Here is a 13,844-nt window from a genome sequence, read left to right on the forward strand (position 1 = left end):
TGCGACATCCGCACCGTTGAGCCACCTTGTTTTCATTAGTTACGACGTGGTGGACGTTGTCCGTCACGTGGTGGGCGAGATCCTGTATCCCGACGTGGCGGGCGGTTGTCACGCTCTGTTTTTTTCTTTTCATCGTATGCTGCACGGTCTTCCGCGCTCATTCCTTCAACGAGAAGGATTTTATGTGAGGCGTTGACACGACCTTTATCATCAACTTCTGTGACACGGACTTTCAGCTTGTCGCCGAGTTTGACGACATCTTCCGTTTGACCGACACGATCAAGTGCAAGCTCAGAGATGTGGACGAGTGCGTCTTTTCCTTTGAACAACTCAACGAACGCTCCGAATTTCTCAATCCGGCGGACTGTCCCGTCAAACTCTTCACCGATGACGACTTCACGAACGATGTCCTCGACGAGTTGACGTGCACGATTAATGCCATCTTGATCTGTCGATGCGATAAAGACCGTACCATCTTGGTCGATATCAATCTTGACGCCTGTTTCATCGATGATTGCATTGATGACTTTACCGCCGGGTCCAATCACATCACGGATTTTATCCGGATTGATTTTGAGGGTAACGATTTTCGGTGCATATTTCGATAACTCGACACGTGGTTCTGCAATGATCGAATTCATGTGTTCAAGAATGTGCAAACGGCCAAGGCGTGCTTGTTCGAGCGCCTCTTCAAGAATTTGACGCGTGATGCCGCCAATCTTCATATCCATTTGTAAAGCAGTTACACCATCTTTTGTTCCTGCGACTTTAAAGTCCATGTCGCCGAGGTGATCTTCCATACCTTGAATGTCTGTTAAGATTGAATAATTTTCGCCTTCTTTAATTAATCCCATCGCGATTCCTGCAACTGGTGCTTTAAGCGGGACACCGGCATCCATCATCGCGAGGATTGATCCACAGATTGAGGCTTGTGAAGAAGATCCATTTGATTCAAGCACTTCCGAGACGAGACGAATCGTATACGGGAAATCTGTTTCTGATGGCAAGACAGGCTGTAAGGCACGCTCTCCAAGTGCTCCGTGACCAATTTCACGACGACCTGGTGCACGCATTGGACGCGCTTCCCCGACTGAGAACGGCGGGAAGTTGTAATGGTGCATGAAACGTTTTTCTTCTTTCAAACCAAGTCCATCGATGATTTGTGCGTCTCCAGCGACACCAAGCGTCGCGACAGACAAGACTTGTGTTTGACCACGTGTAAAGAGTCCAGAACCATGAGCACGTGGCAAGAGACCGATTTCTGAGTCGAGCGGACGAATTTCAGCAAGTCCACGACCATCCGGACGTACTTTATCTTCTGTGATGAGACGACGAACTTCCGCTTTGACGAACTTATTCAATACACCAGAAACTTCAGCAAGTTGTGCTTCCGTGACCGACTCGTCGGCTGCGTAAAGATCAATATATTTTGAGATGACTTCGTTGATCGCGACGTCACGCGCTTGTTTTTCTTCGACTTGAACCGCTGTCGTGACTTCTGCTAATGCTTCCGTCTTCAGACGCGCAACAAGTGCTTCATCAAATGATGACACCGTGTAGGCAAATTTCTCTTTCCCGACGGCAGCAACGATTTCCTCTTGGAACGCAATCAATTCTTTGATGACGTCATGTCCGAGAAGAATCGCTTCGAGCATCGCTTCTTCCGGTACTTCCTTCGCACCGGCTTCGACCATGTTGACGGCATGTTTTGTCCCTGCGACTTGTAAATCGATATCGCTTGCTTCCGACTGACTTGCCGTTGGGTTGATGATGAACTCTCCATCAACGCGACCAATCGTCACACCAGCGATTGGACCGTCAAACGGAATATCCGAGATGGAAAGGGCAATCGAAGCACCAATCATCGCTGCGACTTCTGACGAGTTGTCCGCATCTGAAGAAAGAACTGTCGTCGCGACTTGAATGTCATGACGGAATCCTTCTGGGAAGAGTGGACGAATCGGACGGTCAATTAATCGTGAAGTTAAAATCGCGTTTTCTCCAGGACGGCCTTCACGTTTTAAAAAACCTCCTGGAATTTTACCTGCTGCGTATAATTTTTCTTCATAGTTCACTGTTAATGGGAAGAAATCCAAGTCTTTCGGTTGCTTCGACGCAACGACTGTTGCGAGGACGGCTGTCTCGCCATAGCGAATCATCGCTGCCCCGTTCGCTTGTTTGGCCAGTTGACCGATTTCAATTGTTAAAGTACGTCCACCGAGTTCGGTCGAAAACGTCTGTTTTGTTTGTGACATGCACAAATCTCCTCTCACTACTATCCGTTTTTTCATTCAAATCTAATTATGTAGGTTCTTGCGCCAAATGTCCACGAATCGGCAAAAAAAAGAAACAGGAGACAATGCTCCTGCTTCCACTTGTCCTTTTAGTCGGATTAGCGACGAAGACCAAGACGCTCGATCAATGAACGGTAACGAGCAACATCCTTGTTACGAAGGTATGTGAGCAAGTTACGGCGACGACCAACCATTTTCAAGAGACCACGACGTGAGTGGTGATCCTTTTTGTGTGTACGTAAGTGATCGTTCAAAGTTGTGATCTGTTCAGTTAAAACAGCAACTTGTACTTCCGGCGAACCAGTATCGCCTTGTTTCGTAGCATAAGCTTCGATAATTTCGTTTTTACGTTCTTTAGTGAGTGCCATTGTCACTCCACCTCCATCTTTTGAATGACCGTATTGCCGAGCATCGGATGGTGAGACCTGATGCCAAGTCAATCGGCTGTACGTGATCGTACTGACTTATCATAACGAACCGCTATTCTTCTGTCAAACGTTTAAACGACGTGCCGCTTCGATTTTATCTTGAGCGAGTTGTGCTTTTAAGCTCTCGATCCCGTCGAATGCCCGTTCGTCACGTAAATAGGCGATCCACTCCAGTTTTAATTCTTGGCCGTATAAATCTTCGTCAAACTGAAGTAAGTGGGTTTCCACACTGACTTCTCCTGTTTCATAAAAGGTCGGTCTCCGTCCGATGTTCGTCATCGCGGGGAATGTCCGTCCATCTTCTAAATGGACATGTGTCGCGTATACCCCGAGTTTCGGAATGACATACGCAAACTCCGGACGGATATTAGCAGTCGGAAAGCCGATTTGTCTTCCTCGTGCATCTCCATGAATGACTGTCCCTTTAATTTGATACGGTTCCCCGAGTAAACTCGCTGCCGCTTCGACTTCACCAGCCGCTAACAGCTTTCGAATCCGCGTCGAACTGACTTTTTCATCATCTGCTTGCTGTTCAGCGACAGTCGTGTGTGTGAATTGACCGCGACTATGGAAATCGAGTGTTGCCATCTTTCCAGCTCCGAATCGTCCGTAAGAATAGTCAAATCCGGCGACGATATGTTTCGCACCCGCCGCAATCAAGTACGTATCGACGAACTCTTGCGGGGACAACTCGGAAAACGCAATCGTGAACTCAATCACGTAAGCCCGGTCGATTCCGAGGTCCGCCATCTTCTCGAGCTTTCGATCAAGCGGGGTGATGTAACGGATTTGATCGTCACTTTTTCCGAGGACCTGCTTCGGGTGCGGGTCAAACGTCATCACAGTGACAGGGAGATTGAGCTCCTCGCCTTTCTCGATTGCCGTTTGCAAGACATGTTGATGCCCTAGGTGAACCCCATCAAAGAATCCAAGTGCAATGACTCCCGACTCCGCTACCGGTTTTTCCGGATATGTTAAATGAATGATTTCCATCCCTATCTCTCCGATCTTAATCGATTTGTAACATGACCTCGACACGCCCCATATTGATTTCAGGGTCTCGGCGATAAATCGCTAACGGTACGTCCTCTTCATTATAGACAGTAAACAGTTCGAATTCATCCGGAATGCTTGCAAGCTTTGCTCCGTTTAAAACCCGAGTTGCCGTTTCAGCGTCAACAGTCATCCGTGGCCACTTTTGAATGACTTGTTCAATTGGTAAAACGTACGCCATCCGCTCCTCGACCGTCTCACAGCCTTCGAGCATCGCAAGTGTGACCGTATCACCCTCTTCAATCGCACCCGACGCTGTTCGTCGCAAGTGACTCATGTGCGCTGCATAACCGAGCAACTCTCCGATTTGAACAGCGAGCGTCCGGATATAGGTTCCTTTTCCGCAGGCAATCTCCATGTGAAAGCGGCACGTGTTGTGATCGAACGTCAAAGGAGACGTTCGTTTTAATTCGTGAATCTCAACGATGCGCGTTGGTCGTTCGACTTCGATTCCTTTTCGTGCATATTCGTATAGCTTTCTTCCATTGACTTTAACAGCAGAGTAGTACGGCGGGGTCTGTTCGATTTGCCCAGTCAATTGCCCGAGAACTAAATCGATTTGCGCTTCCGTCACTGCCCCTTGCATCACGCCAGTCGTCTCGACCGTTTCCCCATGGGCATCTTCTGTCGTCGTCGAAAAACCAAGCGTCACTTCCGCTACATACCGTTTTCCTTCATCCGTGATGAACCGTGCAAGTTTTGTCGCCCGTCCTAAACAAATCGGTAAGACGCCTGTGACTTCAGGATCAAGCGTGCCGGTATGTCCGACTTTCTTTGTTTGAAACAAACGGCGCAATTTAAATACACAATCGTGACTCGTCATACCCGCTGGTTTGTCTAACGGTAGTACACCAATCGGTTCCATCTCTCATCATCTCCTAAAAAAAGGGCAACCACGCCTGTGGTTGCCCTTTTCATGTGTCAATCCTTGTTCAAGTTCCGGAGCAACTCATCAATCCGCGATCCATACTCGACCGATGTATCAATCTCGAACATCAATTCAGGAGTTTTGCGTAACCGGATGCGTGACCCAATTTCTTTACGCATGAATCCTTTTGATTTTTCAAGACCGATCCGTGCCTCTTCGCGTACTTTCTCGTCACCAAGCACTGAATAAAAAATCGTTGCTTGCTGTAAATCACCCGTCACTTCGACACCTGTTACGGTAATCGCTTTGACACGGGGATCATTGACGTCTTTGATGAGCATTTGCGTAATCTCTTTACGAACTTGTTCTGCAACACGATTTGAACGTACACTCATGTGAATTCCCTCCAGTTCGGATATTCTCCGTTCTGTTACTTCCGTTTTACTTCTTCCATGATGAAGGCTTCGATAACGTCATCGACTTTGATGTCGTCATATTTCTCAATCTTGATTCCACATTCGTAGCCGGTTGCGACTTCTTTGACGTCGTCTTTAAAGCGACGTAGTGTATCAAGTTTCCCTTCATAAATAACGATGCTGTCACGGACGACACGAACACCTGCTGCACGTGTCAGCTTACCTTCAGTCACGTAACCACCAGCAATCGTTCCGACTTTCGAAACTTTGATGACGTCACGGACTTCAGCTTGTCCAATGATTTTCTCAACGAATTCAGGATCAAGTAACCCTTTCATCGCTTGTTCGATTTCTTCAATCGCATTGTAGATGATTTTGTGAAGACGAATCTCAACTTTTTCTTGATCTGCCATTGATTTCGCGTTGCCGTCTGGACGGACGTTGAAACCGATGATGATCGCGTTTGCTGCTGAAGCGAGGATGACATCACCTTCTGTGATGGCACCAACACCTGAGTGAACGATGTTGATTTTAACGCCTTCGACATCAATTTTCTTGAGTGAACCAGCGAGGGCTTCGACTGAACCTTGAACGTCACCTTTGATGATGATGTTTAAGTCCTTGACTTCGCCTTCTTTGATACGATCAAAGAGATCTTCGAGGCTGACTTTCGCCGAATCGCGACGTTGTGCTTCGATTTCACGTTGGTAACGTGCTTCACCGATTTGACGCGCTTTTTTCTCATCTTCAAACGCGAAGAATTGATCACCGGCTTTTGGTACATCGTTTAAGCCTGTAATTTCGATTGGTGTTGATGGACCGACTTCTTTCACACGGCGACCGATATCGTTGACCATTGCCCGGATACGACCGAACGTATGACCGACGACGACTGGATCTCCAACGCGAAGTGTCCCGTGCTGGACGAGTAACGTCGCAACCGGTCCACGACCTTTATCGAGTTTCGCCTCGATGACCGTACCACGCCCGTGCATTTCTGGTGTTGATTTGTATTCTTGAACTTCTGAGACGAGAAGAATCATTTCGAGTAACTCATCGATTCCTTCGCCTTTAAGAGCAGAAACCGGTACGAAAATCGTATCGCCGCCCCAATCTTCCGCAACGAGTTCGAACTCTGTCAATTCTTGCTTGACGCGGTCCGGATTCGCTCCTTCTTTATCCATCTTGTTGACGGCAACGATGATTGGTACGCCTGCTGCTTTAGCGTGACTAATCGCTTCTTCCGTCTGTGGCATGACACCATCATCTGCTGCAACGACGATGATTGCGATATCCGTCACATCTGCACCACGTGCCCGCATCGTTGTAAACGCTGCGTGACCTGGTGTATCGAGGAATGTGATTTTTTTGTTATCGATTTCAACTTGATATGCTCCGATGTGCTGCGTAATCCCACCTGCTTCGCCCGCTGTTACTTTCGTATTACGGATCGAGTCAAGAAGTGTTGTTTTACCATGGTCAACGTGACCCATGATCGTAACGACAGGAGGACGTTCCGAGAGTTCGTAGTTATCAAGGTCGAGTTCATACGCATCGAAATCCGTTTCGTCGACTTGGACTGATTTTTCAACTTCGAAACCGAAGTCTGATGCTAACAATTCAACCGTCTCATCGTCGAGATCTTGGTTGATTGTCGCCATGACGCCCATGCCCATCAATTTCATGATGAGTTCGTTTGGTTTTTTCGCCATTTTTTCAGCAAGTTCACCGACCGTCAAGTTATCCGCGTATTGAACGACGTTCGCCATCGCTTCTTCTTGTGCACGGCGTGCTGCTTTCCGTTGACTTGATTTCGAGTTCGGGTCAGCGACTTCTAACTTGCGTGGTTCTGCTTTTTTCTGGTTCGGACGACGTTTTCCACCGCGGTTGTTGCGGTTTCCGAATTCTGGACGTCCGCCTTTTGTATTACGTGATTGATTGCCTGCTGGTTTATTAGTAGTAGTTCCTGGTCTGTTCGGTTTATTGTCTGATTTCACTTGTTTTGGAGCCTCCGTTTTTTGAGCCCGATGTTTCTCGGGATTAAATACTTTGTCGAGTTGCTGTACTGTCTGTTCATCTAATACTGCCATATGATTCTTGACGGGTTTCTCAAGCTTTTCAAGCTGTGCGATGACCTGCTTACTTGTTACGTTTTGTTCCTTAGCGAATTCGTATACACGTTTACCCAAAGGATCCACCTCCAATTAGTCGTTCGAGAGGAGTTCAGTTAGCTTTTTCGCAAATCCGGCTTCATTGACTGACACGACAACACGCGCATCTTTTCCTAGTGCATGGCCAAGAATCGAACGATCCCCGACTTCAAGATATGGGACATGATAACTTGTACATTTATCCGTAACCTTTTTACGCGTGGCAGCCCCCGCATCTGCTGCTAAGAGGACAAGCTTCGCTTGTCCTCCCCGTACTTCTTTCAGCACGAGTTCTTCTCCAGTCGTCACTTTCCGCGCTCGGTTCGCGAGACCAAGTAGCGATTCCCATTTACTCATGTATACCTCCCGCGATCTCAAGCAATTGATCATACAATTCATCTGTCGTCTTGACTTTTAAATGATGATCGAGCGTTCGCTTCTTTTTCGCCTTAGTAATGACAGCTACATCTTTCGTTAAATAGGCACCTCGCCCATTCATCTTACCATTAAGATCGATGACAACCTCACTGTCAGGTGTTCGAACGACGCGAATTAGCTCTTTTTTGGTTTTCATTTCTTGTGTGATGACGCATTTACGTAAAGGTACCTTCTTTTGCACGAATTATTCCTCGCCTTCGACTTGGACCGCTTCCACGTCAACTGCTTCATCTTTAAGGAACACATCACGAAGACCCATCGATTCTGCTTCTGACTCACTCTTGATGTCAATTTTCCATCCCGTCAGTTTCGCCGCAAGACGTGCATTTTGTCCGCGTTTCCCGATTGCGAGTGACAATTGGAAATCAGGCACGACGACGATTGTCGCCTTCGCCGGTTCGTTGACATACACGCCTACGACTTGAGCAGGACTCAAGGCATTGGCCACGTATTCTTTCGGATCATCGGAATAGCGAACGATATCAATTTTTTCACCGTTCAACTCGTTGACGATGTTTTGAACACGTGCCCCTTTTTGACCGACACACGCACCAACCGGGTCGATATCATCTGACGCGACCGCGATTTTTGAGCGATCTCCGGCTTCACGCGCAACAGATTTCACTTCGACTTCGCCATCAGCGATTTCCGGCACTTCAATCTCAAACAAGCGTTTGAGTAAGCCAGGGTGTGTCCGTGATACAAGAATCGATGCGCCAGACCCTTTCACCATTGGGTCGACTTTCGTCACGTATACTTTGATGTATTCCCGAATACCGAACCGTTCATTCGGCATTTGTTCATGTGTTGATAGAACCGCTTCGATTCCCTCGAGATTAACATAGAGGTTACGTGCGTCTTGGCGTTCGACCATCCCCGTCATGATTTCATCTTCACGATCCGCAAAGTGATTGTAGATGCGCTCGCGCTCTGCTTCACGCATTTTTTGTGTGACGATTTGTTTTGCCGTCTGTGCCGCGACACGTCCGAAATCTCCCGGTGTGACTTCAACTTTATGGAAGTCTCCTAGTTCATAGGTCGGATCGATTTCATGCGCTTCTTCTAGCGAAAGTTGCTCTTCCGGTTGTGTCAACCGTTCGACGACTTCCTTCAGTGCAAAGACACGAATCTCTCCTGTTTTTTGGTCGAACTCAACCTTGACTGCCTCCGACTCTTTACCGAAGTTCCGGCGGTAAGCTGAAATCAATGCTTGTTCTAACGCATCGATGATGATGTTCTTATCGATTTCTTTTTCTTTTGCAATTTGCTCGATTGCTTCGAGTAACTGTGGTCCCATCGTTCTCTTCCTTTCCTTAGAACAGTACCGCAAGTCGCGCCATCGCGATCTTGGTCACCGGTATTTCAATTTTCAATTTTCGTGTTTTTACGCGGACTTCGATTTCAAGCATTTCGTCGTTATACGCAAGTAACGTTCCTTCAAATTCGGTAGCATCTTTAACCGGATCATTCGTTTTGACGTAGATATGTTTACCAATCGCCTTTTCGAAATCTTCCGCTTTTTTGAGTGGTCGTTCTGCACCTGGACTGGCAACATCTAGATAATAGGGTTCGTCAATCGGATCATCATTATTCAATGCTTCCGATAACTGTTCGTTGATGTTGACACAATCTTCAAGGTCAACGCCACCTTCCTTATCGATGGAGACACGTAGGAACCAATCCGCCCCCTCTTTGACGAATTCGACGTCGACAAGCTCCATCCCCTCTCGTTCCACGATTGGTTTTGCGAGCGCCTCGACCTTCTCAGTTACGTTCGTCATCTTCATCCTCCTTCAAAAAACAAACAAGAAAGGAGCAGGTCCCCCTACTCCTTCCAAGTCGTAGTATAAAAAACATTTCCTCACTCAATATAGCATAATGAACCGCTCTAAGCAAGTCTCCGCCTGGCTTTACAGGTCAAATAACGAAAGCTGGTTCTCGTCCGGAAGACCTTCGAGACAACCAAGATTGTCGAGCGTTTCGATAATCGTTTTCGATAATTTGGCACGTTTCTGTAAATCTTCTTTCGACAGGAACTCGCCACCTTTTCGGGCCTCGACGATTTGTTTTGCCGCATTTGTTCCGAGCCCGGTCACGGCGTCGAACGGTGGTAACAGCGAATCACCTTCGATTAGGAATTCACTGGCGCTCGACTTATACAAATCGACTTTTTGGAACGTAAAGCCGCGTTCAATCATCTCAAGCGCAATTTCAAGAACCGTATAGAGTCCTTTATCCTTCGCCGTCGCCTCGAATCCTTTATCTTTGATATCTTGTAAAACTTTTCGGACGGCGGCTGTTCCTTTGTTCATCGCGCCGATGTCAAAATCACCCGCCCGGACCGTGAAGTACGATGCGTAGTAGTACATCGGATGGTGGACTTTGTAATAGGCAATCCGGACCGCCATCAAAACGTAAGCTGCAGCGTGGGCTTTCGGGAACATGTACTTGATTTTTTTACACGAGTCGATGTACCAAAGGGGTACACTGTTTTCAATCATCGCTTCTTCCATCTCAATCGAGAGCCCTTTTCCTTTACGGACGGATTCCATGATTTTAAAGGCAAGCGACGGCTCAAGACCGGCATAAATCAAGTAGACCATGATGTCATCCCGGCAGCCGATGACGTCTTTCAGTTCACAGGTTCCGTTATAAATCAACTCACTGGCATTCCCGAGCCAAACGTCCGTTCCGTGCGACAGACCGGAAATCTGGACGAGTTCCGAGAACGTCGTCGGTTTCGTTTCTTCAAGCATCTGTCGAACGAACTTCGTCCCGAACTCTGGAATCCCGAGCGTTCCGGTTTTCGAATCAATCTGTTCCGGTGTGACACCAATCGATTCCGTCGAACTGAAAATTTTCATGACCTCGGCGTCATCGACGGGAATCGTTTTCGGATCACGCCCGGATAAATCTTGCAGCATCCGAATCATCGTCGGGTCATCGTGTCCGAGAATATCAAGTTTCAGCAGATTATCGTGAATCGAGTGGAAGTCAAAGTGTGTCGTTTTCCATTCCGATCCCATATCGTCCGCCGGGAACTGGATCGGACTGATATCATAGATGTCCATGTAGTCCGGGACAACGATGATACCGCCGGGGTGCTGTCCTGTCGTTCGCTTGACACCTGTCACCCCGCTGACGAGCCGGTCGACTTCCGCGTTACGGTAATTTAAATCATTTTCCGATTGATACCCCTTCACATACCCATAGGCTGTTTTTTCGGCGATCGTCCCGATCGTCCCTGCACGGTAGACATAATCATCCCCGAACAAGACTTTCGTATAGGCATGGGCTTTCGGCTGGTACTCCCCACTAAAGTTCAAATCAATATCCGGTACTTTATCCCCCTTGAACCCAAGGAACGTTTCGAACGGAATGTCATGTCCGTCTTTCGTCAATGGAATTTGGCACGTCTTACATTCCTTATCCGGTAAATCGAATCCGGATCCGACCGATCCATCATCGAAGAACTCGGATTCTTGACAGTTCGGACAGACGTAATGCGGCGGTAGTGGATTAACTTCCGTGATTTCCGTCATCGTCGCGACGAGACTCGATCCGACAGAACCACGCGATCCGACAAGGTACCCATCATCAAGCGATTTTTTTACGAGTTTATGCGAAATCAAATAGATGACGGCAAAACCATGGCCGATGATTGATTTCAATTCTTTTTCGAGTCGGGCTTCGACGATTTCCGGTAACGTCTCCCCATAAATTTTATGTGCCATGTCGTAGGACAGATTGCGAACCTCATCATCAGCACCGTCAATTTTAGGAGTAAAGAGATCTTTCGGGATGATATCGATGTTTTCGAACATCTCAGCGACTTTCTGACTATTCGTGACGACAAGACGTTCTGCAAGATCCGGTGCAAGGAACCGGAAGTCTTCCATCATTTCCTGCGTTGTCCGGAAATGAGCCGGGGGAAGCTGTTTCCGCATGTTGAGCATATTTGCCCCACCTTGCGTCCGAATCAAAACTTCACGGTACGTCGCGTCATGGCGATCGAGATAATGTACGTTCCCTGTCGCGACCGGCAGGATGTCGTTTTCTTCTGCGACCCGGATGACTTTTTTGATCAACTCACGAAGTTCGAGTTCATTTTGAACGATTTCCCGCTCGATTAAATGACCGTACATCGCCGGCGGCTGAATTTCGATGAAATCATAAAACTGCATGACCTTCGCTAAATCTTCATCCGATTTATTGAGCGCCGCATCAAACACTTCCCCATTGTCACACGCAGAGCCGATGATTAAACCTTCCCGGTGCGCAACGAGCTGCGAACGTGGCGTCCGAACGACACGATGGACGTGTTTCGTATGCGCAAGCGAGATGAGCTGGTAGAGATTTTTTAGCCCCGTCCGATTTTTAGCATAGACGGTCGCATGATATGGACGCGTCCGAGAAATGTCTTTTCCCATCTCCCGGTTAAGCGACAAGTGCGTTGTCATGTTGAACATCTCATCTGCCATTTGCAATAACTTCAACATCAAGTAGCCGGTTGCTTCCGCATCATAAATCGCACGGTGATGTTGTGTCAGTTCGATATCAAACCGTTTCGCGAGCGTATTCAAACGGTGATTCTTCAGTGTCGGCATCAAGACACGTGCCAGTTCAAGCGTATCGATAACGGGCAATGTCGATTCGTCATGTTCACCAGAACGAAGCGTCGCATTCAAAAATCCGATGTCAAAGGCCGCATTATGGGCGACAAGAATCGAATCCCCCGCCCAGTCCATGAATTCCTTGACGACTTGTTCCGGATCCGGTTTCCCACGGACCATGTCATCGGTGATGCCCGTCAAATCGATCGTCGTCGCAGATAATAAGTGTTTCGGATCAGCGAATGCTTCGAATTTATCAATCACGTCTCCGTCATAAATTTTTACGGCAGCTAATTCGATGATTTTGTTATACATCGCTGATAATCCGGTTGTCTCGACGTCAAAGACGACGAACGTCGCGTCCTCAAGACTGCGATCGACCGGGTTATAGGCAACTTGGACACCATCATTGACGACGTTCGCTTCGATTCCATACAATACCTTAATGTCATTTTTCTTTCCGGCATAATAGGCATCCGGGAAGCTTTGCGCTCCCGCGTGATCTGTGATGGCGACGGCCGGGTGTCCCCAAGCAGCAGCACGTTCGACGTACTTCGTCACGTTCATGACAGCATCCATCTGACTCATTTGCGAGTGCGCGTGCAATTCGACACGCTTCTCACCTGTCCAAGGGTCACCCGGAAGTTCAACCTTCACTTCAGACAATTGTGCAATCATCATACAGAGATCGCGGAGGAAGGTGTCGAACTCGACTCGTCCAGCCACTTGAATCCACATGCCCTTTTTGATTGCTGATAGGACTTTGACGTCCGTTTCATCTCGTGCAAACATCTTGACGACAAGCGAATCGGTATAGTCGGTCAATTTAAACGTAAAGATCGTTTTTCCACTTCGTAATTCCCGGCTCTCTGCTGAGAAGACAAGTCCCCGAATCGCAATCCGACGTTCTTCATCTTGAATCGTCTTAATCGGCACGATTTCATCTTGAATCGGTTTTCCGATCCGAATGTCGACCGGTCCCTCATCATCATCGCGCGACTGCTCACGTTTGAATTGAAGCTCGAGCATCCGTTTCGCTTCCTCGATGTCCTCTTGTTTGACTTGATTGCGTAACGCCTCTTGCGTCGATTGATCCATCTGGACAATCGGTTCACAAACAAACTTCGGAAATCCATAGGCACCGTATAATAATTGCATCTCTCCACACAGATCATTCTTTAAAAAACCAGCTTCCGGTTCACTCCTAACAGGGATGAAGAGTTTATTTTCCCTAAACTCTGGCAAAACACGACTGAGCTGGGTCCGCATCGCTGCAGACGCATCAGCTAAATCCTGAACGACGTATGGCCAATAGTCGATGAAAAGTTTGCTTTCCGGACGATCGTCCGAAACGAGGTTTAATTTGACTTCCGCAAATTGTTGATAACGACTCGTCAAACGACTGAAAAACATCTGATAGACGTTTTGCGGCAAAATCTTCGGAATTCGAATTTGGAACGTCCACGTTGAATTGCTTTTATTGACACGGAGCTTCTCAAGGGTAGCCCCCGTAAAATATTCTTCAGTAATTCCTGTCGGTAAATCTAAATCACTCATTAAAAGCGACATGCGTTGTTGTGTATC

Annotated in this window: 11 protein-coding genes; all 11 read right to left on the reverse strand. The window is 47.6% G+C overall.

All coding sequences use genetic code 11. From position 1 onward, the window contains the following. Positions 1–35: 35 nt before the first annotated feature. The 11 genes from pnp to KNP99_RS03890 all read right to left on the reverse strand — a co-directional run bounded on the left by pnp (position 36) and on the right by KNP99_RS03890 (position 13,829). Entirely contained in the window at positions 36–2,255 is a 2,220-nt protein-coding gene (gene pnp / locus KNP99_RS03835) for a polyribonucleotide nucleotidyltransferase (protein ID WP_088837342.1), read from the reverse strand. Positions 2,256–2,392: 137 nt separating this feature from the next. Beyond that, positions 2,393–2,662, reverse strand: a complete 270-nt coding sequence (gene rpsO / locus KNP99_RS03840; protein WP_023468676.1) for a 30S ribosomal protein S15 — start codon at positions 2,660–2,662, stop codon at positions 2,393–2,395. Between the two features lie 123 nt (positions 2,663–2,785). Beyond that, on the reverse strand, positions 2,786–3,715 hold the full coding sequence (locus KNP99_RS03845) for a bifunctional riboflavin kinase/FAD synthetase (RefSeq protein WP_159172422.1): 930 nt from the start codon (positions 3,713–3,715) through the stop codon (positions 2,786–2,788). A gap of 16 nt (positions 3,716–3,731) precedes the next feature. Then, positions 3,732–4,640, reverse strand: coding sequence for a tRNA pseudouridine(55) synthase TruB (gene truB / locus KNP99_RS03850; RefSeq protein ID WP_214810847.1), 909 nt, complete (start codon positions 4,638–4,640; stop codon positions 3,732–3,734). A gap of 56 nt (positions 4,641–4,696) precedes the next feature. Further along, positions 4,697–5,038, reverse strand: coding sequence for a 30S ribosome-binding factor RbfA (gene rbfA, locus KNP99_RS03855; RefSeq protein ID WP_029330730.1), 342 nt, complete (start codon positions 5,036–5,038; stop codon positions 4,697–4,699). Positions 5,039–5,073: 35 nt separating this feature from the next. Then, positions 5,074–7,248 (reverse strand): translation initiation factor IF-2, encoded by a 2,175-nt coding sequence (gene infB / locus KNP99_RS03860; protein WP_029330732.1) that lies wholly within the window; start codon positions 7,246–7,248, stop codon positions 5,074–5,076. 15 nt (positions 7,249–7,263) lie between these two features. Continuing rightward, entirely contained in the window at positions 7,264–7,566 is a 303-nt protein-coding gene (locus KNP99_RS03870) for a YlxQ family RNA-binding protein (protein WP_029330734.1), read from the reverse strand. Beyond that, the gene (gene rnpM / locus KNP99_RS03875) at positions 7,559–7,828 is read right to left on the reverse strand and encodes an RNase P modulator RnpM (protein ID WP_029330736.1); all 270 of its coding nucleotides are present in this window, start codon (positions 7,826–7,828) and stop codon (positions 7,559–7,561) included. Before rnpM ends, KNP99_RS03870 begins: the two co-directional genes overlap by 8 nt. A gap of 3 nt (positions 7,829–7,831) precedes the next feature. Continuing rightward, a complete protein-coding gene (gene nusA, locus KNP99_RS03880; protein ID WP_029330738.1) occupies positions 7,832–8,944 on the reverse strand; it encodes a transcription termination factor NusA in 1,113 nt (370 codons plus the stop codon). 16 nt (positions 8,945–8,960) lie between these two features. Next, the gene (gene rimP / locus KNP99_RS03885; RefSeq protein WP_088837345.1) at positions 8,961–9,428 is read right to left on the reverse strand and encodes a ribosome maturation factor RimP; all 468 of its coding nucleotides are present in this window, start codon (positions 9,426–9,428) and stop codon (positions 8,961–8,963) included. Positions 9,429–9,557: 129 nt separating this feature from the next. Further along, entirely contained in the window at positions 9,558–13,829 is a 4,272-nt protein-coding gene (locus KNP99_RS03890) for a PolC-type DNA polymerase III (RefSeq protein WP_371816403.1), read from the reverse strand. Positions 13,830–13,844 lie beyond the last annotated feature (15 nt).

It is taken from the genome of Exiguobacterium sp. s95 (assembly GCF_018618655.1).
In the GTDB taxonomy this organism is placed as follows: Bacteria; Bacillota; Bacilli; order Exiguobacteriales; family Exiguobacteriaceae; genus Exiguobacterium_A; species Exiguobacterium_A oxidotolerans.

Bases quoted from the DNA above. Each gene is read 5' to 3' on its own strand.
- KNP99_RS03890 (WP_371816403.1), bottom strand. From the start codon at position 13,829: ATGTCGCTTTTAATGAGTGATTTAGATTTACCGACAGGAATTACTGAA.
- nusA (WP_029330738.1), bottom strand. From the start codon at position 8,944: ATGGGACCACAGTTACTCGAAGCAATCGAGCAAATTGCAAAAGAAAAA.
- KNP99_RS03845 (WP_159172422.1), bottom strand. From the start codon at position 3,715: ATGGAAATCATTCATTTAACATATCCGGAAAAACCGGTAGCGGAGTCG.
- rpsO (WP_023468676.1), bottom strand. From the start codon at position 2,662: ATGGCACTCACTAAAGAACGTAAAAACGAAATTATCGAAGCTTATGCT.
- rimP (WP_088837345.1), bottom strand. From the start codon at position 9,428: ATGACGAACGTAACTGAGAAGGTCGAGGCGCTCGCAAAACCAATCGTG.
- pnp (WP_088837342.1), bottom strand. From the start codon at position 2,255: ATGTCACAAACAAAACAGACGTTTTCGACCGAACTCGGTGGACGTACT.
- truB (WP_214810847.1), bottom strand. From the start codon at position 4,640: ATGGAACCGATTGGTGTACTACCGTTAGACAAACCAGCGGGTATGACG.
- KNP99_RS03870 (WP_029330734.1), bottom strand. From the start codon at position 7,566: ATGAGTAAATGGGAATCGCTACTTGGTCTCGCGAACCGAGCGCGGAAA.
- rbfA (WP_029330730.1), bottom strand. From the start codon at position 5,038: ATGAGTGTACGTTCAAATCGTGTTGCAGAACAAGTTCGTAAAGAGATT.